16 protein-coding genes are annotated in these 21,228 nt (G+C 61.6%); 6 read left to right on the plus strand and 10 right to left on the minus strand.

What is annotated here, in order from left to right; translation table 11 throughout:
• Window positions 1-41 precede the first annotated feature (41 nt).
• On the plus strand, window positions 42-398 hold the full coding sequence (locus tag ACYSTU_RS10815; RefSeq protein WP_125927634.1) for a DUF6124 family protein: 357 nt from the start codon (window positions 42-44) through the stop codon (window positions 396-398).
• 62 nt (window positions 399-460) lie between these two features.
• Here the strand turns inward: ACYSTU_RS10815 and ACYSTU_RS10820 are convergent, their stop codons facing one another.
• The 8 genes from ACYSTU_RS10820 to ACYSTU_RS10855 form a co-directional block, all read right to left on the minus strand.
• Window positions 461-6,178, minus strand: a complete 5,718-nt coding sequence (locus tag ACYSTU_RS10820; RefSeq protein WP_498998296.1) for a membrane-targeted effector domain-containing toxin — start codon at window positions 6,176-6,178, stop codon at window positions 461-463.
• Window positions 6,179-6,307: 129 nt separating this feature from the next.
• A complete protein-coding gene (nagE, locus tag ACYSTU_RS10825; protein ID WP_130888431.1) occupies window positions 6,308-8,023 on the minus strand; it encodes an N-acetylglucosamine-specific PTS transporter subunit IIBC in 1,716 nt (571 codons plus the stop codon).
• Between the two features lie 23 nt (window positions 8,024-8,046).
• Window positions 8,047-10,560, minus strand: a complete 2,514-nt coding sequence (gene ptsP, locus ACYSTU_RS10830; protein ID WP_498998301.1) for a phosphoenolpyruvate--protein phosphotransferase — start codon at window positions 10,558-10,560, stop codon at window positions 8,047-8,049.
• Window positions 10,561-10,594: 34 nt separating this feature from the next.
• Window positions 10,595-11,617, minus strand: a complete 1,023-nt coding sequence (locus ACYSTU_RS10835) for an SIS domain-containing protein (RefSeq protein WP_217879375.1) — start codon at window positions 11,615-11,617, stop codon at window positions 10,595-10,597.
• Window positions 11,598-12,704 carry an N-acetylglucosamine-6-phosphate deacetylase gene (gene nagA / locus ACYSTU_RS10840; RefSeq protein ID WP_125927637.1) on the minus strand — a complete coding sequence of 369 codons (1,107 nt, stop codon included), beginning with the start codon at window positions 12,702-12,704 and terminating at the stop codon, window positions 11,598-11,600. Before nagA ends, ACYSTU_RS10835 begins: the two co-directional genes overlap by 20 nt.
• A 40-nt stretch (window positions 12,705-12,744) precedes the next feature.
• Entirely contained in the window at window positions 12,745-13,476 is a 732-nt protein-coding gene (locus tag ACYSTU_RS10845; protein WP_016771550.1) for a GntR family transcriptional regulator, read from the minus strand.
• A gap of 282 nt (window positions 13,477-13,758) precedes the next feature.
• A complete protein-coding gene (locus ACYSTU_RS10850; RefSeq protein ID WP_024011712.1) occupies window positions 13,759-14,274 on the minus strand; it encodes a L,D-transpeptidase family protein in 516 nt (171 codons plus the stop codon).
• A gap of 76 nt (window positions 14,275-14,350) precedes the next feature.
• Window positions 14,351-14,902 (minus strand): NUDIX hydrolase, encoded by a 552-nt coding sequence (locus ACYSTU_RS10855; RefSeq protein ID WP_016771548.1) that lies wholly within the window; start codon window positions 14,900-14,902, stop codon window positions 14,351-14,353.
• 147 nt (window positions 14,903-15,049) lie between these two features.
• Here ACYSTU_RS10855 and ACYSTU_RS10860 point away from each other — a divergent pair, with 147 nt between their 5' ends.
• The 5 genes from ACYSTU_RS10860 to purT all read left to right on the plus strand — a co-directional run bounded on the left by ACYSTU_RS10860 (window position 15,050) and on the right by purT (window position 18,329).
• Complete coding sequence (locus tag ACYSTU_RS10860) at window positions 15,050-15,649, plus strand: CoA pyrophosphatase (protein ID WP_016771547.1); 600 nt, start codon at window positions 15,050-15,052, stop codon at window positions 15,647-15,649.
• Between the two features lie 39 nt (window positions 15,650-15,688).
• Window positions 15,689-16,213, plus strand: a complete 525-nt coding sequence (locus ACYSTU_RS10865; RefSeq protein WP_130888428.1) for a gamma carbonic anhydrase family protein — start codon at window positions 15,689-15,691, stop codon at window positions 16,211-16,213.
• The gene (locus ACYSTU_RS10870) at window positions 16,210-16,425 is read left to right on the plus strand and encodes a DUF1289 domain-containing protein (RefSeq protein WP_039759143.1); all 216 of its coding nucleotides are present in this window, start codon (window positions 16,210-16,212) and stop codon (window positions 16,423-16,425) included. The genes ACYSTU_RS10865 and ACYSTU_RS10870 overlap by 4 nt, the downstream gene beginning before the upstream one ends.
• Before the next feature lie 154 nt (window positions 16,426-16,579).
• Window positions 16,580-17,047, plus strand: coding sequence for a VUT family protein (locus ACYSTU_RS10875; protein WP_016771544.1), 468 nt, complete (start codon window positions 16,580-16,582; stop codon window positions 17,045-17,047).
• A gap of 100 nt (window positions 17,048-17,147) precedes the next feature.
• Window positions 17,148-18,329 (plus strand): formate-dependent phosphoribosylglycinamide formyltransferase, encoded by a 1,182-nt coding sequence (gene purT, locus ACYSTU_RS10880; RefSeq protein WP_024011715.1) that lies wholly within the window; start codon window positions 17,148-17,150, stop codon window positions 18,327-18,329.
• 97 nt (window positions 18,330-18,426) lie between these two features.
• Here purT and ACYSTU_RS10885 read toward each other — a convergent pair whose 3' ends face one another.
• Window positions 18,427-19,743 carry an MFS transporter gene (locus ACYSTU_RS10885; RefSeq protein ID WP_016771542.1) on the minus strand — a complete coding sequence of 439 codons (1,317 nt, stop codon included), beginning with the start codon at window positions 19,741-19,743 and terminating at the stop codon, window positions 18,427-18,429.
• 232 nt (window positions 19,744-19,975) lie between these two features.
• The gene (locus tag ACYSTU_RS10890) at window positions 19,976-21,217 is read right to left on the minus strand and encodes a transporter associated domain-containing protein (RefSeq protein WP_498998321.1); all 1,242 of its coding nucleotides are present in this window, start codon (window positions 21,215-21,217) and stop codon (window positions 19,976-19,978) included.
• Between the last annotated feature and the right edge of the window lie 11 nt (window positions 21,218-21,228).

Raw genomic sequence — 21,228 nt, forward strand, 5'->3', positions numbered from 1 at the left:
GAGAAACGGCAAGTGATTGGCTATTGATGAGGAACGTATCAATGTCAAAACCTGTCCCCGACCCACCCCTCGAACCCACCACCCCCCTCGAACAAACCATCCGCGCCGACGACCTCGCGAAAAACCGCGAAGCGATCAAGCGCGCTCTGGATTTTTACCTGTGCCCACAGCCGAGCAAAGCGCGCCCGCCCGGCACCCTGTTTCTGATCCAGCCCGACGTCGACACCGAAACCCTGCTCGCCCACGCCTGTGAATCCCTCGCTTCAGCCAATACCCTGGCCAGTGATTTCGCCGATCAGTTGGGGCGACCGCAGCGCAATACGGCGCTGGCGATTCAGCAGATCATCATGCTCGCTGAGCTGGCGGTGAACCGTGCGCTGGATCGGGTTGATCCGTAGGCGTAAAAAACCACCGGGCCGTCGAGCCCGGTGGTTTTCCACGACGTGCAATCGCGTGGATGTCACGTCACCTGTGTCAGCTTGACGTCCGTTACAAGCATGTCGATCAAGGTTCGCAGGTATTTGAAGCTCTGATCTTTTTTCCCCCAGCGATCAATGAAGAACAGACCTTTGTCATTGATCTGAATCGGCGTCTCAACGATCTCGCCGGACCTGGATCTATGCACCACACTGGCTTTGCGGGTATCTGCATTTTCGATCAGGAATTGGCCCTGTCGAGTCAGTCTGCTGCGACTGACAGACGGAGGCGCAGCAGGTTTTTTCGTGCCGGGGACGGCCACCTCCATCACAAAGTCGCTGCTCAAGGCCCTCACGTTGGCCTCGTGCTGGCCGCTGACAAATTCCCATGTGCCGCGATGAATATCCCTGGCCAGCTCAGGGGCGGTGTCGCGCACGTGCAGGCTGACGGCTGAAAGTGTATCGGCCAGACCTGGCACGCCGAGGTTGTAATTGGTGTGCGCACTGCCGATGAGGGCCACCCATTTATGCGGGCCGTTGGCCAGTTGATCAGCCTCGATCACTTGGGTTGCAAAATAGCTGAACATCTCGTTTCGCGAGACTGCTTTGTCATGCAGGCCCTTGAGGTGGTAGGACGCTGTGCAATCGATCGCTCTGATGCGGATGTTGTATTTGGCTGCTGCCTGGTAGAGCTCCGTGTAGGTATCGCTGCCACCGTAAGCCATCATGTGCCCTCGGTCCTGACGATGCAGGTACGCCTTCAGCCTGTGCGGCATACGTTGGGTTCGCAAAAAAATGTCGAGATCGGCCTGGTGCAGATCGGTGAACAGGTGCTCGACATACAACGTGTCATAGCCTGCTTTCTTGAGCGCTTTCATGTGCTTTTTCAGCAGCGCTTTGCTCGCTACATCGGCATGGGCTTCGCCGATCAGCAGATTCAAGCGTCCGTCGGCCAGCTGCCGCAGAAAAGCCTCGAATGTGCAGTCGGAGGTGAGCACCGGCAGGATCGGCGCATCGGGAGGGACGTAGTCGGTGAAAGCGTCTCTGGCGGTTTTTTCCAGGCGCTTGCGCTGGGCGATGAAAGCCTCGTAGGCCGTTCTTTCACTGGAGATCGTCGGGGTGTAATTCGAGTCCATGGAGTAGGGCTTATGCAACATTTCAGCAATATCGTCACGCAGCGGCAAAGCCACATCGAAATCGCTGAAGTGATCAACGGCGCTAGCTGCGGCGGGCGGCCTGGAGACGGGTAGAGGTGCCTTGTAGGTGCTCGGCATCTGTACCAGGAAATCACCTTGCGCAGTCGCATCGCCGGCGATGGCGCCGGGTGTATCCCTGCTTATGCGTGCCGGTTGGTACAGGTCGATGTCTTCAACACGTATGGCTACGGCCTCGTGCAGGTCGGCCAGGCCCGGCGTGTTGTCGAACGTGGTCATGCGCGACTGTTCGGTCAGGGCAATCCAGCGCTCTTCGCCGACGTCGGCCACATCGCTGGCAAGCGCCTTGTGCGAATAGAAGTTTCTGATGGAGTTGTTGCGCGGGGTCAGCGGCGAGACTTCGGACATCACCATGATCCCTTCGAGTTTATAGCTGGCCGAGCCGTCTAGCGCATGGATGCTCATGCCTTTTTCCCGGGCCCTGCGCACCAGCGCCAGGTAAGAAAAAGCTGCGTCCGGCGCATACCCCATGGCTTTGTCGAGCGCCTTCAGATGTTTCTTGATATGAAACCAGGAGCCGTTCCTGTTGAGCTTTTCCAGTTTGAGATGAAACACGTCACCCGGCAGGTATTCGAGAAAGAGATGCTTGTAGCCGTTCGCCACGAGGACGTCGAGATGCTCGATCAATAACTGTTTGCTGGCGATCGAACCAGGTTGTGCACCGATCACCAGGTTCTTCGCGGCGAATGCATCGCTGCCGATCAACTGTGCGAATGAGGTATTGGCGGCAACCGCCGGCACTTCGGCACGGGCGGGCAGCGGTGCGAGCCGGGCAAAATGGCGCGTGGCGTCTTTGGTGAGTTTTTCGACCTGTTCCAGATAGGCTGTGCGTACCTCGCTCAACTCATCGACCACCCGGGCCATGATGGTCTGCCGCGGGATACCCATATCGCTCAGTTGCAGCAATGCCTCGCGCGATTGCGGCACCAGCAACGTTTCGACGCGCTCGCGGTAGTCGATCGCGACTCCATAATCTTTGTGCGGACCGGGTGTATCGGGCACAGCTTCGTATTTCGGTGCACCGCCGGACAGGCCGCTGCGCACCATCACCCCGTCGGAATTGCGTACGGTCAGAATGCCGGTCGAAAGCAGTCCGGAGCCATTCGGATCCGGGCGGTAGAGCAAATAACGGCCCAGCGCGTCCGGGTTGTTACTGGCGTAATACGACTGTCCTCTGAAAGCGACCGCCTGCATATCGTCCCAGACGGGTTCAGTGGCCATTTGATCGACCAATGCCAGAGCACTCTGTTGCTCATCGCCGGCAGTGGCGACAGCCTGACGCAACGGGCGCCGGACGGGCTTGAGTGACCGTAGCGCCGGACGCAGATCCGTCAGCACCGCGCCGGCACTGTTGAACAGATAACCAAGCAAGTGCCGGAACGCTTCGTTGTTGTTGCCCTGACGATAGGCATGCAGGGCGAGCATCGCGTCCTTGAAGGCCAGCAACAGGCCGGTGCTCAGGCTCAACAGCGGGAAGGGCGCGGTGGCGATGGCCGCGACCCACTCAACGCTCGTCCAGATCAGGCCGGCGATCATTTCGGTACGACTGGTGGTGGTCGCGTGGACGTTGTCGATCCGCCGTTGCAGCTTCATGTCATAGAGCGCGGTGAGCAGGTCGCTGACGGCGTCGGCCGGTCGCATCGAGTCGTAGCGGGCGGGGCTGGGGGTGGTTTTGTTGAGGTCTTTGGGCAGCTTCTTGCGGATGTTGTCCAGGTGCGTGCGGACCCGGGTCTGGGCGCTGATACCCACGCGCGAGGTGAAGTACTCGACCATGCCCGATTGCAGCAGCAGATAATTGAACAGGCGCGCTTCACGAAAACGCACGCCGTCCGGCGCGTCCGGCGTATACAGCAGAACCGGATTACTGCCATGGCTGAACAGCCAGGTATCGATCACCCATTCGCCGTCGATCATCAACCGGTGGATCGGGTACTTCGTCCGCGTCTGCCCCGACGTTTGATCCATGCTGGTGATGCTTTGCTGGAGCCATTGCAGGTCGCTGCTGGCGATATGTCCTTGCAGCTGGCATTCCAGCGCGGCGCTTTGCATCTGGCGCTGAGTGATCGCCAGCGTCGCGTTGCGGCGGAACGCGTAGCCTTCGCTCTGGGAATTCTGCAGCTCCTTTTTGACTTTGTCGGTATAGCGTTGGCCGATCCACACCCCTGTGACCGAGCGCGCGACATTCTGCGCGGTCAGGCTGCTGATATCGACGCCTTGCGGACCTCTGAAGCGCGCCGAGCGTGAGAATTTCTGCTCGAGAAAACCCACGCCGTCGGCATAGCCGTCGCGATACAGCCGGGTATAGGTCAACGGCTTTGGTGTCCATGAGGGCACGATCGATTTTGGCGAGTAGGCCCAGACGGTGTCAGGATCGACGTCATTGGCCGCACGTTTGAGCAAGCGGTTCAGGCTGAGCTTCGCTTGCTCGTGCACGTAGGCGTCAAATGTCTGGAAACGCCCGCCCGACAGCGGATGTTGATTGAATGCGAGCAGTGCGCCCTCGGCGTCGTCGCTCAGCGTCGTCAGTTGTCGGCGATTGGCCGCAGTGGTCGAGCGATACCACACCGGTGTACTGAAATCATAATCATCGATGCGTGTGGCAAGCACGTGTTCAGCCATCGCTTTGAGGCAATCGAGATGGTTGCCGAGGTGATCGAAAGTCACCTTCTGGTGCTCCGCTGCTTCCGGTTTGAAGCTCAGCCCCGACAAGACTTTGCGCAGAGCAGGACGAAAGCGCATCGGTGCGCGGCTGACCAGGTAACCAGCCATGGTTTGGGCTGCGTCACTCTGCTTGGCCCACGACAACACATGGGCCTGACACTCGCGCTCACTGTCAAAGGCCTCGAACTGGCGATCGCGTGGGGCCTGTGGCGTGCATAGCAGAACGCGTTTGAGCGCACCGGACTGATCGTTCTGACGCAGCACCCAAAGGTCTTGGAGTTGCGCACCGTGCAAACACAGCGTGGCGGCGCGTAACTGTGAATCGCTGCCGCTGCGCAGGCGCCGGATCATTTGCAGGTCGCTGTCGAGCAGGTGCCCTTGCAGCGCTGCGGTATGGGCGAGCGCGACGATGCGCTGATCGAGCATCTGCTCAATGGCAGGTTTGATTGCGGAGCTTGCCTGCATCTGCGTTTGCAAACGTGCGAAGTCGACGCGCGGTTCCAGCTCCAGTGCCTGCTTGATCACCCAGGCGGGCGTCACGTCCGCGTACTCGTCGGATAACGGCAGGTCGTTGTAAGTCAGCCTGGTGTGGCTGAGAAACTCCGAGCCTGGCAAGTCATCGCCGGTGTGCGGGCCGCGCAGGGTCAGCTCGAGCAGGTTGCGCTTGTGCACATATACGCCGTATCCCGGTACCCGCCGGTCGGTGGTGATTTGCAGGTTGTCCGGTTGCAGATCGTCGATTTGCAGATCATCACTCAAACGCTCCAGCCATTGCTGGCGGGCCACGGCCATCAGACTGACCGCGGGGCCCATCAGGTCAAGCAGGTTTTGCCGGGCCTGATTGTAGTTGCCCAGGTGCAACGCCAGTTCGGCCCGCTTGGCGGCGTCGGCGCTGCGGTACCAGTCCGGGGCGCTGTTGCGCAGGTGCCGTTCGAACAGAGTTTGTGCCTGAAGGGCCAGACGCGGAGTGAGATCCGGCAGCGCAGCGCCGATGGCGCGCTCCAGCTCGGCGATCAAGCGAGCGGGATCCTGCTGCGGGTTAGCGGCGAAACTCAGTGCATATTCGATATCCAGGGTGCGTTTTTCGATCAAGGCATCGTAGATGTGTTCGAACAGCGGTTGGCTGTCGATGGGCGCCAGCTGCAATGGCCAGATTCCTGCTGTACCGACCTCGTGGTAGCGGCTGGGCAGCAGCTGCATCAACTCGCCACGGCTGATGCTGTGCTTCATGGTCTCGAGCAGATGGGCGTCGAGATCAGCCAGCGAATTGAACTGCTCCAGGCCCCTGGCGGGCGTGAACAACACGACGAAACCCGCGCTCTGGTCGGTCAGCAGATCGCTGACTTTCGGGGTGTCGTTTTGCGTAACGACAAAGGCCCCGGCGAGCTCGACGGTGGTTTGCTGATAAGTGAACTGCAACGCATACATGGCCGGACGCAACAGCGGGCCCAGCGCCAGTTTCTTCATCAGTTCACCAGCCTGCGGGTGCAACAGGCGATCCTTGACGGCTTGTTGCGCCTCGTACTCGAGCGCGGTGAAACCGGCGTCGTATTTAAGGAAGGTTTTTGCCGGTTTGCCGTCGATCTGGTCACGCAGATCCATGTTGATCAGTTGCGTGCTGAGGCGCACCTTCAGCGTGGCGATCAGTTGCTTGCCTGCCTCGCTTTGCAGGTCGCTGGTTGCCAGCGCCTGATAGAGCGCGCGACTGCGTTGCAGGTAGCCGTCGCGATAGGTTTTCAACTGCTCTTCGAGGCGTTTGAGATGAGCCTGCTCGGTGCTCGGTTTGTGCTCGGGCAACAGCGGGGTTTCGGTGTTGAAGAGCAGACGGCCGATCTGGTTGAGATCGTTTTTGATCTCATCGGGTGTGGGTGCGTTGGGGGTGCTCATGGGCACGATTTCCATGCTGGGGATGAAGGGCCAGCATGGCGAGCGGGGCGTGGAGGAGGGTGGTATTCATGTATCGTGCGCGGGCCGGATTTTCCCCGCCCGCTCCAGCCCTCCCGTTACCCGCGCAGATCAAACCTGCGCGCTGACCTCCCCGCGACTCAGCAATGTCTCGATCGCCCCGCTCAAACTCGCGGCCTTGTCCCCCACCAGCAAATGCCAGACGCCGCCGTCCAACTGGCTGACACCCAGGCAGCCGAGCGCTTTGAGCTGCGCATCGGACAATGCCTTGGCATCGGCCAGTTGCAGGCGAATGCGGGTCATGGCGATGCAATCGAGTTGCAGCACATTGTCGCGACCGCCCAGTGCATCCAGCCATTGCTGCGCCTCGTTGCGGGTAAGCGCAACGCTCTTCGGCTCATCGGCAACCACTGCGGTTTCCACCAATGCTGTTCGGCCCAGCGCAGGCATGGCCAAGCGAATCTCATCGGCAATGCTGTCAGCAAGCGGCCCGACCACGACCTGCAAACTGCCGCCCTTGCCCGGGCGCACCACGGCCATCGCGCCCAACGCTTTCAGCTCAGCGTCCGAAGCCTTGTTGCGGTCGACCATCTCCAGGCGCAGTCGCGTCGTGCACGCGCCGACGGTGAGCAGATTCTCTGCGCCGCCCAAGGCTTTGATATACGCACTGGCGCGTTCGGTTTCCGAGAGCACGGCTTTTTCGGCGCTGGCGACGTCTTCGCGCCCCGGCGTCTTCAGATTGAAGCGGCGGATACAGAAGTCGAAGACCAGGTAATAGATGACCGCATAAGCCAGCCCGACCGGCACCACCAGCCAGCCATTGGTCGACTTGCCCCAGCCGAGAATCATGTCGATGAAACCACCGGAAAAGGTGAAGCCCAGATGAATGTTCAAGCCGTTGGTGATCGCCATCGACAGCCCGGTCAGCAGCGCGTGCAGGAGGAACAGCAGCGGCGCGAGAAACATGAAGGCAAATTCGATTGGCTCGGTGACGCCAGTGAGAAACGAGGTCAGCGCCATCGACAGGAAGATCCCGCCCATCACCTTGCGCCGCTCCGGCAGGGCGTTGCGGTACATCGCCAGGCAGGCGGCGGGCAGGCCGAAGATCATCATCGGGAACATGCCGGTCATGAACTGGCCGCCCTTCGGATCGCCGGCAAAATACCGCGACAGATCGCCGGTCACCAAGGCGCCCGTGGTCGGGTCGGTGAAGTTGCCGAAGACGAACCACGCCATGTTGTTGAGGATGTGGTGCAGGCCGGTGACGATCAGCAGGCGGTTGAACACGCCGAACACGAAGGCGCCGATGCTGCCGCTTTCCATCATCAGCGCGCCGAACGCGTTGATGCCCTGCTGGATCGGCGGCCAGATATAGCCGAACAGCACGCCCAGACCCACCGCCGCGAACCCGGTGACGATCGGCACAAAACGCCGGCCACCGAAGAACGCCAGATACTCCGGCAGCTTGATGTCCTTGAACCGGTTGTACAGCGCGCCGGCCATCAGGCCGCTGACGATCCCGGCGAGCATGCCCATGTTGATCGTCGAGTCGAGCACCTTGAGCGTGGAGATCATCACCAGATAACCGATCACCCCGGCCAGGCCGGCGGTGCCGTTGTTGTCCTTGGCAAAACCGACGGCGATGCCGATGGCAAAGATCATCGCCAGGTTGGCGAAGATCACTTGTCCGGCATCGTGAATGATCGCGATGTTCAACAGGTCCGTGTCGCCCAGGCGCAGCAGCAGGCCGGCAATCGGCAGGATCGCGATCGGCAGCATCAGCGCGCGGCCCAGGCGTTGCAGGCCTTCGATGAAGAGTTGGTACATGGCGTTTGTCCTTTTTGTTTTTGTTAGCGCAGAGGCCAATGTTGATGACAGGCGTGGCGGACGGCGGCGGCGCTGGAGAGCTTGAGCAAGTCGCGGCTCAGGCGCTGACATTCGGCTTCATGCAGCTGACGCACGCGGTCCTTGATTTCACCGATCTGCACCGGGCTCACCGACAGTTCGGTGACGCCGAGGCCGATCAGCACCGGCGTGGCCAACGGGTCGGAGGCGAGGGCGCCGCAGACACCGACCCAGCGCTTGTGCACCGCCGCGCCTTCGCAGGTCATGGCGATCAGACGCAGCAACGCGGGGTGCAGGGCATCGACCCGCGCCGCCAGCCCGGCGTGATCGCGGTCCATGGCCAGGGTGTATTGCGACAGATCGTTGGTGCCGATCGAGAGAAAGTCGGCGTGTTCGGCCAGTTGTTCGGCTTGCAGCGCGGCGGCGGGGACTTCGATCATCACGCCGATTTCCGGGCGCTCGGTAATGCCCAGCTCAAGGCGCAAGGCATCGACGCGCTGGCGGATGTGCAGCAGTTCGTCGACCTCGGTGACCATCGGCAACAGAATCCGGCAACGCGACAACGGCTTGACCTGCAGCAGCGCGCGCAGTTGCTGATCGAGAATGTCCGGCCGCGCCTGGGCCAGCCGAATGCCGCGCAGACCGAGCACCGGGTTGGCTTCGGCCGGCAGTGGCAGGTAGTCGAGTTGCTTGTCGCCGCCGACGTCGATGGTGCGGATGATCACTGGCTTGTCGCCCATGGCATCGATGACCGCTTGATAGGCGCTGCGCTGTTCTTCGACGTCGGGTGCAGTCTGGCGATCAACGAAGAGAAACTCGGTGCGCAACAGGCCTACACCATCAGCACCGTTGGCAAATGCGTCTGCCGCTTCGTTGCTTGAGGCGACATTGGCGACCACTTCGATGTGCACGCCATTGCGCGTTTCAACGGGCAAATGGGCTTTGGCCTGTTGGCTGTCGCGACGCTGCTGGCGCTGGATTTGTGCCTGTTGCACGTCGGCCAGGCGTTGCGCATTCGGGGTCAGTTCGAGACGACCGCCGTCAGCGTCGAGCACCACGGCCTGATCTTGCGGCTGCTCAAGCAATTGCGCGCCCAAAGCGACGATGCACGGCAAACCTTTGCCGCGCGCCAGAATCGCTACGTGCGAGGTCGCGCCGCCCTCGGCCATGCACAACCCGGCGACACCTTGCGCGCTGAGTTGCAGCAGATCCGATGGCGTCAGTTCGTGGGCGGCAACAATGGCGCCGGCCGGCACCTGGTATTGCCAGGCCTCGCCAAGCAGGGCACGCAGCACGCGTTGCTTGAGGTCGCGCAAATCGTTGGCACGTTCGGCCAGCAGCGGACTGCCGGTGCCTTGGAGCATGTCGCACTGGGTGTCGATCGACTGACTCCAAGCGTGGGTCGCTGCGGTGCCTTGCGCGATGAATTGCTGCGCGGCGTCGAGCAGGGCCGGGTCTTCGAGCAGCGCCATGTGTGCAGCGAAGATCGCTTCTTCGTCGGCGTTCTTGTGCTTTTTCGCCTGGGCGAGGGTGGCGGCGATTTCGCTGCGCACCGCGTTCAATGCCGTTTCAAGCGTCTGCTGCTGTTGCACTGGATCGTGATGGCCCGCATCCGCCGGTAGAGTTATCGCGTTCAAGCGAAACAACGGCCCGGCGACCAGCCCTGGCGCGGCGCAAACACCATGCAACACACCTGCCTCGGCCGGGCGTTTCGGCGCCGCAGTGCTGACCGGCGCTTGCCCGTGATGATCGTCCGGCAGCGCCGTGGCCAATGCGCTGAGCAGAGCTTGCAATGCGGCATCGGCGTCCGGCCCCTGACAACTGACCTGCACTTCATCCTGCTCACCGATCGCCAGGCCCATCAAACCGATCAGACTGTTGCACGGCGCCGATTTGCCGTTGAAATGCAGTTGTGAGTGGCTGCTGAACCCCTGGGCGGTCTGGCGGATCAGCGCAGCGGGGCGCGCATGCAAGCCGCCGCGATGAGCGACCTGCACTTGACCACGAACCTCAGGCCCGCCGCTTGTATCGGTATTCGCCGCGACAACATTGCGCGCGATGATGTGCAGCAACGGCTCGCCGACTTTCACCGCTTTGAGGGTGATCGGCCGCACCTGAAAATCCGCGCTGTTGGTCAGGATCAACAGGCTGACCAGGCTTTTGCAGTGCTGGCCGACCTTGTCCAGGTCATAGCGCAGCAGCGGCTGACCGAGGCTGACGCGATCGCTTTCCTTGACCAGCATGGCGAAACCTTCGCCGTTCAATTCAACGGTGTCGAGGCCCAAATGCAGGAGGATTTCCGCACCGTTGTCGGCGCGAACGGTCACCGCGTGGCTGCTGCGCGCAACGTGGATGACCACGCCGGCGCAGGGCGAATACAGCGTGTCGTTGAGCGGGTCGATGGCGATGCCGTCGCCCATCGCGCCACTGGCGAACACCGCGTCCGGGACGTTGGCGAGCGTCAGTACCGGGCCGCTGAGCGGGGCGCTGAGGGTCAGCTCTTTATTGTTGTCGGGCATGGCTGGGTCTCATCAGGTGTGCAGTCAGTCGGACTTAATGCGTGCGGGTCACTTTGCTCAAATGGCGCGGCTGATCCGGGTCCATGCCCCGCGCCACGGCCAGGCCTGCGGCCATCACGTAGAAGCTCTGGATCGCCAGAATCGGGTCGAGGGCCGGGTGTTCGGCGCGGCTCAGGGTCAGGTCGCGTTCGCTGACGTCATCCGGCGCGGCGAGCAAGACCCGGGCGCCGCGCTGGCGCATTTCCGCCGCCAGGCTCAGCAGGCCGGCCTGCTCGGCGCCGCGTGGGGCGAAAACCAGCAGCGGATAGTGTTCGTCGATCAGTGCCATCGGGCCGTGACGGACTTCGGCACTGCTGAACGCTTCGGCCTGAATCGCCGAGGTTTCCTTGAACTTCAGCGCGGCTTCCTGAGCAATCGCGAAACCGGCGCCACGGCCGATCACCATCAGGCGCTCGCAATCGCGCAGGGCTTCGATGGCCACGCTCCAGTCCTGTTTCGCCGCTTCGCGCAGGCCTGCTGGCAGCGCGTCGTGGGCTTGCAGCAATTCGCTGTCCTCTTTCCAGTGCGCGATCAAACGCGCGCTGGCGCTGAGGGTGGCGATAAAGCTTTTGGTCGCAGCGACACTGCTTTCCGTGCCGGCGAGCAGCGGCAGGCTGAATTCACAAGCCGCCTCCAGTGGCGAATCGGCAGCGTTGACCATCGACACGCTCAGCGCGCCACGCTTGCGCAACAGACGCAGGCTGTTGACCAGATCCGGGCTCTGCCCCGACTGCGAAAACGCAAAGGCGACCTGACCGCTGACTTTCAGCGGCGCCTGCTGCATGGTCACCACCGACATCGGCAACGAGGCCACCGGCACGCCCAGTTGCTGCATGGTCAGGTAGGCGAAGTAGCTCGCCGCGTGGTCGGAGCTGCCACGGGCGACGGTCATCGCCACTTGCGGCGGCTGCCGGCGCAGGCGCCCGGCGATCTCGATCATCGGCGCGTCGAGCTGTTGCAGTTGGGCTTGCACGGCCTCGAACGAGGACAGCGCCTCTTCAAGCATTTTTGAAGTCAATGTCTTCTCCTTCGACCATGACGGCGGTCAGTGTGAGTGAGCGATCGAGCCGCACGCAGTCGGCCCAGGCGCCGGGGGCAAGGCGCCCGCGTTCGGTAATGCCGAGGTAGTCGGCGGGAAATTGCGACAGACGCTGCGAGGCTTCGCTGATCGGCAAACCGATCTTGACCAGATTGCGCAGGGCCTGATCCATGGTCAGTGTGCTGCCGGCGAGCGTGCCGTCGGGCAGACGCACGCCCCCCAGGCATTTGGTCACGGTGTGGCTGCCAAGCTTGTATTCACCGTCGGGCATGCCGGCGGCGGCGGTCGAATCGGTGACGCAATACAGGCACGGGATCGAACGCAGGGCCACGCGGATGGCGCCGGGGTGCACGTGCAGCAGATCGGGAATCAGTTCGGCGTATTTGGCGTGGGCCAGTGCTGCGCCGACGATGCCCGGCTCGCGGTGATGCAGCGGGCTCATGGCGTTATAGAGGTGGGTGAAACTGCTGGCACCGGCAGCCAGCGCAGCGACGCCTTCCTCGTAGCTGCCGAGGGTGTGGCCGATCTGCATGCGGATGCCACGGCTGCTCAGTTCGCGAATCAATGCATCGTGACCGGCGATTTCCGGGGCGATGGTGATGACGCGGATCGGCGCCAGCGCCAGATATTCTTCAACTTCGGCCATCAATGCGGTGTGGGCGAAGTTCGGTTGAGCGCCGAGTTTTCCCGGGTTGATGTACGGGCCTTCAAGGTGCACGCCGAGGACTCGCGCGGCGCCTTTCGGACGCTGTTCACAGAATTGTCCTACCTCTTTCAGGACATTTGAGATCTCCGCGCTCGGCGCAGTCATGGTCGTGGCCAACAGCGAGGTGGTGCCGAAACGCACATGGGTTTTGCTGATGGTTTCGAAGGCTTCGGCGCCTTCCATAATGTCTTTGCCACCGCCGCCGTGCACATGCAGGTCGATGAAACCCGGCAGCAGATAGGGCAGATCGTTAGCCGCCGGATCGCAGGGCACGCCTTCGATCGACACGATCTTGCCGTGTTCGTGAATCAGCCGGCCGCGAACCCAGCCGCTGGCGGTGAGGATGTTGTCTTCGGACATTTTCGTTCTCGCTTGGGGCCGCTCTCAGCGACGCGGCTCTTTATCTACGAAGCTCTGCAACAAAGTCGTAGTAGTCGTTGCGGCAATAGGTGTCGGTGACTTCGATCGGCGTGTTGTCTTCCAGATAGCCGACCCGGGTCATCAGCAGCATGGCGGTGCCGGGGGCGATGCCGACCAGCGCGGCGAATTCGTCCGAGGCGTTGATTGCCTGGATGTGCTGAAGGGCGCGGACGATCGGTTTGCCGATGCCGTCGAGGTATTCGTAAAGCGAATCGCCCACCGCTTGCGGCCTGGGCATGATTGAGGCGGGCAGGGTGCTCATCTCGATCGCCATGACCGTGTCATCGGCTTTGCGCAGGCGCTTCATGCGCGCCACCTTGTCGTTCGGCGACAGGCCGAGGCGGATCAATTCTTCGTGGGTCGGCAGGGTGATCTCCCGCTCCAGCCACTTCGAGCTAGGCACGAAACCTTTCAGGCGCAGCATTTCGCTGAAGCCGGACAGACGCGACAGCGGTTGTTCCAGGCGTGGGGTGATGAACGTGCCCGAGCCTTGCAGGCGGCGGATCAGGCCTTGCTCGAGCAAAACTTCCAAAGCCTTGCGTGCGGTGACCCGGGAGATGCCGAGCTGGTCGCTCAGGTTGCGCTCGGACGGCATCGCCTGTTCGGCCTTCCACTGCCCGGCATGAATCGCCGCTTCCAGATTGCGCGCCAGTTGCAAGTACAGCGGCGTCGGCTGGGAGTCATCGGGACGTAGGGTTTGAAGGTCGTTCATGTAGGTCGTTTCCGTCGCGAGTATAGGATTGTTGTGGCTCGCTTGTGCGACGGAAGCTAATACCACTTGAATACCATGTCAACGCGATGAACTGGCGTCTGGCCCAATGGATTGGCGGTTGTCAGGGGTCACTGTTTAAAGTGGTATTAGTGGTGGCCCATAAAAAGCAAAAGATCGCAGCCTGCGACAGCTTCTACAGTTGAGAGTGGTATCACCCCTGTAGGCGCTGTCGCAGGCTGCGATCTTTTGATTTATTTTTTTTGCGGTGACCAGCGGTCGAGGTTACGGACGAATCTCGATCATCGTGCCGTCCGGTACCAGATTCCACACTTCACGCATGTCGACGTTGCGCATGGCGATGCAGCCGTCGGTCCAGTCGAGGGTATGGAACAACTGCTCCGGATTGTCTGCCGAATCCGGGGTGCCGTGGATCATGATCATCCCGCCGGGCTCGACACCTTCACGGCGTGCGCGGGCGGCATCGCTGATGTTCGGGTAGGAGATGTGCATCGACAGGTTGAATTTGTCGCTGGTCTTGCGCCAGTCGATCCAATAGAAACCTTCGGGTGTGCGTTTGTCGCCCTCGATCAGTTTCGGGCCTTTCTTTGCACCCTTGCCCAAGGAGATGCGATAGGTCTTCAGCGGCTTGCCGTCGGCAATCAACTGCAGTTGGTGGGCCGATTTCAGTACCAGGACTTTTTCGATCAGCGGAGTGTTCGAGGGCGTCACGGTGGTCACGAATGACGCTTGCGAAACGCTGACGAACGACAGGCACAACAGGGCAAGCAACCAACGCATTGAAACGATTCCCCAAGAATGACGCAGACACATAGTGATAGATGTAGGTGTGGTTATCGGCAGGGTGCCGCGAAGCTCAAGTGATCGCCGGCTGCACCAGTGGCGGAATCGACTCCGAACGCACCGGGTAAACCTCGCTGCGCCGATCGGCAAAGAAACACTCCAGCGTGCGCCCGACCGTGCGGAAAGCCAGCTCGTCCCAGGGAATGTCGGCTTCTTCGAACAGCTGCACTTCAAGGCTCTCCGGCCCGGCCGCGTATTGCAGATCGGCCAGTTCGGCGCGGAAGAACACATGCACCTGGCTGATATGCGGCACGTCGATCAGCGTGTAGATGCTCAGGTTGCGCACCCGGGCGCAGGCTTCTTCGGCGGTTTCGCGGATGGCGGCCTGCTCGATGGTCTCGCCGTTTTCCATGAAGCCGGCAGGTAGCGTCCAGTAACCGAGACGCGGCTCGATGGCGCGGCGGCAGAGCAGCACTTTCGTCCCCCAGGTCGGCACGCAACCGGCGACGATATTGGGGTTCTGGTAGTGAATGGTCTGACAGCTGTCGCAGACAAATCGCAGCCGCGAGTCGCCTTCGGGAATGCGCTGGGTGACCGGGTTACCGCAGTGGCTGCAAAATTTCATGCTCGGGTTCCTGAATGCTGCGCCTATCTTGGCGTGCAGCGGGGCCGGTCGGCAAGTTGTCGTTTCGCGACACGACGGGTTTCGGGGGCTTGGGCGCTCGCTTTGATTGGTGCATGATGCGGAGCAAGGCACCGATCGAGAACACTCATGCTGGACGAGCTACTGCATAGGGTAAGCAACCACACACCGCGTACGCTGGAGACCGACGCACGTTTCCCCGAAGCCGCCGTGCTGGTGCCGATCACCCGCAGTGACGAACCGGAACTGGTCCTGACCCTGCGCGCCAGCGGGCTTTCGACCCATGGCGGCGAGGTCGCTTTCCCCGGAGGGCGCCGCGACCCGGAAGATCCGGACCTCATATTCACCGCGCTGCGCGAAGCCGAAGAAGAGATCGGCCTGCCGCCGGGCCTGGTCGAAGTCATCGGCCCGCTAAGCCCGCTGATTTCCCTGCACGGCATCAAGGTAACGCCGTATGTCGGCGTGATTCCCGACTTTGTCGAATACCAGCCCAATGATGCCGAGATCGCCGCCGTCTTCAGCGTGCCGCTGGAATTCTTCCGCAAGGACCCGCGTGAGCATACTCATCGCATCGATTATCAGGGCCGCAGTTGGTACGTGCCGAGCTATCGCTTCGGCGAGTACAAGATCTGGGGCCTGACGGCGATCATGATCGTCGAGTTGATCAACCTGCTCTATGACGCCAAAATCAGCCTGCACCGACCGCCGAAAAGCTTTATCGATACCTGAGCCGTCGTTCGAACGGCCGTGAGCCCTGAGGGAAAAAAGATGAAATACCGCCTGGGCGACGCCCGTGTCGAAACCCATCCACAGAGCTGGGTCGCGCCCAATGCCGTGCTGGTGGGCAAGGTTCGCCTGGAAGAGGGCGCCAACGTCTGGTTCAACGCTGTGTTGCGCGGCGACAACGAACTGATCCTCGTCGGCAAGAACAGCAATGTGCAGGACGGTACGGTGATGCACACCGACATGGGCTATCCACTGACCATCGGTACCGGCGTGACCATCGGCCACAACGCGATGCTTCACGGTTGCACGGTCGGCGATTACAGCCTGATCGGTATCAACGCAGTGATTCTCAACGGCGCGAAGATCGGCAAGAACTGCATCATCGGCGCCAATTCGCTGATCGGCGAAGGCAAGGAAATTCCCGACGGTTCGCTGGTGATGGGCTCGCCGGGCAAGGTCGTGCGTGAACTGACCGAGGCGCAAAAGAATATGCTCGAAGCCAGCGCCGCGCACTATGTGCATAACTCGCAGCGTTACGCCCGCGATCTGGTCGAGCAGGAACAATGACGACTGTTGAACGACCCGTCGCCTCGCCCTGCGTGAATATCTGCGCGCTGGACGAAGATGATGTTTGCACCGGGTGCCAGCGCACGGTCGCGGAGATCACCCGCTGGGGCCGCATGAACAATGACGAGCGCCGCGTCGTGCTGGGGTTGTGTCATGAACGGGCGAAGGCGAGTGGATTGGTCTGGATGATTCCCGCGAAGTCAGGCGTCTGAACCACCGCTTTCGCGAGCAGGCTCGCTCCCACCTTGAAAATGCGTTCCACTGTGGGAGCGAGCCTGCTCGCGAAGACGTCGGTCCTGTCTCCGCACCTATTGGCGCAATACCAGCGCTCAAGTAACCTGTGCGCCACATTTACAGGCCGCCCCCATGATCTTCCTCATCGCCTACATCAGCAGCGTCGTGCTGATCAACTTCGCCTTTTCCACCGCACCGCACCTGGACATCATCTGGTCGGCCTGGGGCGGGCTGGTGTTCGTGCTGCGCGACATGGTGCAAACGCGCTTCGGTCATGGCGCGATCGTGGCGATGCTGGCGGCGCTGGTGCTCTCCTACATCACGTCCGACCCTTCCATCGCGCTGGCCAGCGCCACGGCGTTCGCGGTCTCCGAGTGCATCGACTGGCTGGTGTTCAGCATCACCAAGCGGCCGTTGCGTGATCGTCTGTGGATCAGTTCGGCGCTGAGCATTCCGCTGGATACCTTCATCTTTTTCGGCATGATCGACGCCTTGACGCCGCCGGTGATCATCACCGCGCTGGCCTCCAAGTTCGCCGGCGTTACCGCGGTCTGGCTGATCATGGCCTGGCGTGATCGCAAACAGGCTGTCGCGAGCTGAAGCCAAACCCTCGGGTTCATGTAAAATGCCGCGCTTTCTCCCCATGGAAAGCGCACCTGCGTGGCTTTCCTCGATGATCCGCTTCCTTTGAGGACCTGAGATGACCCGTATCGGAACTCCATTGTCGCCAACCGCGACCCGCGTATTGCTGTGTGGCTGTGGTGAGTTGGGCAAGGAAGTGGTAATCGAACTGCAGCGCCTGGGCGTTGAAGTGATTGCCGTCGACCGCTACGCCAACGCGCCGGCCATGCAAGTCGCCCATCGCAGCCACGTGATCAACATGCTCGACGGCGCTGCTCTGCGTGCAGTGATCGAAGCCGAGAAGCCGCACTTCATCGTGCCGGAAATCGAAGCCATCGCTACCGCCACGCTGGTCGAGCTGGAAGCCGAAGGCTTCACCGTGATTCCGACCGCGCGTGCGGCGCAGCTGACCATGAACCGCGAAGGCATCCGTCGTCTGGCTGCCGAAGAGCTGGACCTGCCGACCTCCCCGTACCACTTCGCCGACACCTTCGAGGACTACAGCAAAGCCGTTCAGGACCTGGGTTTCCCTTGCGTGGTCAAGCCGGTGATGAGTTCGTCGGGCAAGGGCCAGAGCCTGCTGCGCAGCGCCGATGACGTACAGAAAGCCTGGGATTACGCGCAAGAGGGCGGTCGCGCCGGCAAAGGTCGGGTGATCATCGAAGGCTTCATCGACTTTGACTACGAAATCACCCTGCTGACCGTGCGCCACATTGGCGGCACCACGTTCTGCGCACCGGTCGGTCACCGTCAGGAGAAGGGCGACTATCAGGAATCCTGGCAGCCGCAGGCCATGAGCCCGATTGCTCTGGCTGAATCCGAGCGCGTTGCCAAAGCAGTCACTGAAGCGCTGGGTGGCCGTGGTCTGTTCGGCGTCGAGCTGTTCATCAAAGGCGATCAGGTGTGGTTCAGCGAAGTCTCGCCACGGCCGCATGACACCGGTCTGGTCACGCTGATTTCCCAGGACCTGTCGCAGTTTGCCCTGCATGCCCGCGCCATTCTCGGCCTGCCGGTACCACTGATCCGTCAGTTCGGCCCATCGGCGTCGGCAGTGATTCTGGTGGAAGGCCAGTCGACCCAGACCGCATTTGCCAACCTGGGCGCTGCGTTGAGCGAGCCGGACACCGCGCTGCGTCTGTTCGGCAAGCCGGAAGTGAACGGCCAGCGCCGCATGGGCGTGGCGCTGGCGCGGGATGAGTCGATCGAGGCTGCTCGCGCCAAGGCGACGCGTGCGTCGCAGGCGGTTGTTGTCGAGCTGTAAACCGAGTCGCGACAGCTATTCGCGAGCAGGCTCGCTCCCACATTTGGAATGCATTTCCCTGTGGGAGCGAGCCTGCTCGCGAAGCTTTTGATCTCCGTCAGGCAACCTGATTCAGATCGTTATTGCGCGTCTCCTTCAAGCACAGCACCGCAATCAGACTCAACACCGCCGCCGCCGACACATACCCGCCGACATAGCTCAACCCGCCCATCGCCACCAGTTTCTGCGCAAAGAACGGCGCTGCCGAGGCTCCGACGATGCCGCCGAGGTTGTACGCCGCTGAAGCGCCGGTATAACGCACGTGGGTCGGAAACAGCTCAGGCAACAGCGCGCCCATCGGTGCGAATGTCACGCCCATCAAAAACAGCTCGATGCACAGAAACAGCGCCACGCCCCAGGTCGAGCCCTGCGTCAGCAATGGCTCCATCAGAAACCCAGACAGAATCGCCAGCACGCCACCGATGATCAGCACCGGTTTGCGCCCGTAACGGTCGCTGGCCCAAGCGGATAATGGCGTCGCTGCGGCCATGAACAACACGGCAAAGCACAACAGGCCGAGGAACGTTTCGCGGCTGTAACCCAGTGTGGATACGCCATAGCTCAGGGAAAACACCGTCGAGATATAGAACAGCGCATAGCAGACGACCATTGCCGCCGCCCCGAGCAGGGTCGGCGCCCAGTATTGGCTGAACAACTCGACCAGCGGCACTTTGACTCGCTCCTGACGGGCGATCGCATTGGCGAACACTGGCGTTTCATGCAGTTTCAGGCGTACATACAGGCCGACCATCACCAGCGCCGCGCTGAGCAGAAACGGAATGCGCCAGCCCCAACTGCGGAACTGTTCGTCATCCAAGGTCATGGCCAAGGTCAGGAACAGGCCGTTGGCCGCAAGAAAACCAATCGATGGCCCGAGCTGCGGGAACATGCCGAACCAGGCGCGTTTGCCCTTCGGCGCGTTTTCCGTGGCCAGCAGCGCTGCGCCGCCCCATTCGCCGCCAAGGCCCAGGCCCTGACCGAAACGCAGCACGCACAGGAGAATCGGCGCCCAGGCACCAATGCTGTCGTAGCCCGGCAACACGCCAATCAAGGTGGTGCACACGCCCATCAACAGCAGTGAGGCGACCAGCGTCGACTTGCGCCCGATGCGGTCGCCAAAGTGGCCAAACAATGCCGAACCCAGTGGTCGGGCGAGGAAGGCAATGCCGAAAGTGAGAAAAGCGGAAAGCATCTGCGCCGTGCCGGAGGTCTGCGGAAAGAACACCGGCCCGATCACCAGCGCCGCAGCAGTGGCGTAAACGTAGAAGTCGTAGAACTCGATGGCGGTGCCGATGAAGCTTGCCGTGGCCACGCGGGTGGCGGAATTGGTCGGCTGGGCAGGCGCGGTTTCGCTGTAAGCGGTATGGGTCGTCATGCGGTGATCCCTGACAGTCATGAGCTCCAGTGGAGCGAATTATTATGGTCGAACACCCAGGGATGTGGGGTAGGGCGCGAGCGCTGTTTCGAGTAGGAACAGTCGTCGGTTTGCAGCGGAAACAGTCAGGATCCGGGCAGTGCCGGGTAGGCACAGGGATCGACGGCGCTTGGGTAAGCGCCTCGATTATAGGAAGGGGGCTAACGATCAAACAAGCGCAAACAATGCAGCTTTATCGAGCAGGCACCAGAGCAGGCACCGATGAGGTCAGCCAGATCAGCACCTTGCTCACCCGGTTCTCCTCGGTCTCGAGGATTTCCAGTCGATAACGCCCGATCTTCAGGCACACCGCGCTTTCCGGAATGGTTTCCAGCGCTTCGGTGACCAGGCCGTTGAGCGTCTTCGGCCCGTCGCTCGGCAGGTGCCAGCCCAGGCACTTGTTCAGGTCGCGGATCGATGCGGCGCCATCGATCACCATACGCCCGTCGGCTTGGGGATGGATGTGCGGGTTGTCGAGGCTGTGCTCGCTTTCGAATTCGCCGACGATCTCTTCGAGAATGTCTTCAAGGGTGACGATGCCCAGCACTTCACCGTATTCATCGACGACCATGCCGAGGCGGCGTTGCTGCTTGTGGAAGTTCAGCAGTTGCAGTTGCAGCGGCGTGCTTTCCGGGACGAAGTAAGGCTCGTAGCTGGCGGCCAGCAGTGCCTCGCGGGTCAATCCGCCGTTGCTCAGCAAATGGCCGATCTGGCGGGTGTTGAGCACCGCTTCGACCTGATTGATGTCGCTGTGAAACACCGGCAGACGCGTGCGCTTGTTCTCGCGCAGTTGCTCGATGATCTCTTCGATCGAATCGTCGAGGTTGATGCCGTCGACGTCACTGCGCGGCACCAGAATGTCGTTGACCGTGATGTTGTCCAGCGCATGAATGCCCGACACCGGGTGGGTGCGGACCGGATGGTCGTGATCCTCATCGTGATCGGTCGGTAACTCGTCCTCGCTCTGTTGCACCACCTGAGTTTTGCGCGTGAACGGGGTCAACAGCAAAGCGCTGACCCGGCTGAACAGCCACGCGAACGGGTAGACGATTTTCATCGGCACGGTCAGCAGGGCATTGCCGAACGCCAGCACGGCATCCGGATAGCGCCGAGCCACGGTGCGCGGGAAATAATCGGCGAACACCAACAGGATGCCACCGGCGCCCAGGCACGCCGCCCACGGGCCGTTTTCTTCGCAGAGGAAAATCGCCAGCAACGTCGCGATGATCACTGCGAGGGCGCGGCACAGGGTGTTGCAGAGGATCAGGCTGTCGAGCGGGAAGCTCAGCTTCGCCAGCGGTTTATCGCTGGGGCGCGAGGCGATACGTTGCGCGAGCAGGTGCTGCTGCGCGATTTCGACGGCGGTAAACAGCCCTGACCATAAAATCAGCAGGACAAATACCGCGAGCATCGGCCCTATGGGCAAACCGTCCATTTATGCCGCCC

Source organism: Pseudomonas glycinis (assembly GCF_054871425.1).

Excerpts from the sequence above, each read along its gene's own strand:
- ACYSTU_RS10865 (WP_130888428.1), top strand. The coding sequence starts at position 15,689 with ATGAAATACCGCCTGGGCGACGCCCGTGTCGAAACCCATCCACAGAGC.
- ACYSTU_RS10890 (WP_498998321.1), bottom strand. The coding sequence starts at position 21,217 with ATGGACGGTTTGCCCATAGGGCCGATGCTCGCGGTATTTGTCCTGCTG.
- ACYSTU_RS10885 (WP_016771542.1), bottom strand. The coding sequence starts at position 19,743 with ATGACGACCCATACCGCTTACAGCGAAACCGCGCCTGCCCAGCCGACC.
- ACYSTU_RS10845 (WP_016771550.1), bottom strand. The coding sequence starts at position 13,476 with ATGAACGACCTTCAAACCCTACGTCCCGATGACTCCCAGCCGACGCCG.
- ACYSTU_RS10875 (WP_016771544.1), top strand. The coding sequence starts at position 16,580 with ATGATCTTCCTCATCGCCTACATCAGCAGCGTCGTGCTGATCAACTTC.
- ACYSTU_RS10860 (WP_016771547.1), top strand. The coding sequence starts at position 15,050 with ATGCTGGACGAGCTACTGCATAGGGTAAGCAACCACACACCGCGTACG.
- ptsP (WP_498998301.1), bottom strand. The coding sequence starts at position 10,560 with ATGCCCGACAACAATAAAGAGCTGACCCTCAGCGCCCCGCTCAGCGGC.
- ACYSTU_RS10850 (WP_024011712.1), bottom strand. The coding sequence starts at position 14,274 with ATGCGTTGGTTGCTTGCCCTGTTGTGCCTGTCGTTCGTCAGCGTTTCG.
- nagE (WP_130888431.1), bottom strand. The coding sequence starts at position 8,023 with ATGTACCAACTCTTCATCGAAGGCCTGCAACGCCTGGGCCGCGCGCTG.
- ACYSTU_RS10815 (WP_125927634.1), top strand. The coding sequence starts at position 42 with ATGTCAAAACCTGTCCCCGACCCACCCCTCGAACCCACCACCCCCCTC.
- ACYSTU_RS10870 (WP_039759143.1), top strand. The coding sequence starts at position 16,210 with ATGACGACTGTTGAACGACCCGTCGCCTCGCCCTGCGTGAATATCTGC.
- ACYSTU_RS10855 (WP_016771548.1), bottom strand. The coding sequence starts at position 14,902 with ATGAAATTTTGCAGCCACTGCGGTAACCCGGTCACCCAGCGCATTCCC.
- ACYSTU_RS10820 (WP_498998296.1), bottom strand. The coding sequence starts at position 6,178 with ATGAGCACCCCCAACGCACCCACACCCGATGAGATCAAAAACGATCTC.
- nagA (WP_125927637.1), bottom strand. The coding sequence starts at position 12,704 with ATGTCCGAAGACAACATCCTCACCGCCAGCGGCTGGGTTCGCGGCCGG.
- purT (WP_024011715.1), top strand. The coding sequence starts at position 17,148 with ATGACCCGTATCGGAACTCCATTGTCGCCAACCGCGACCCGCGTATTG.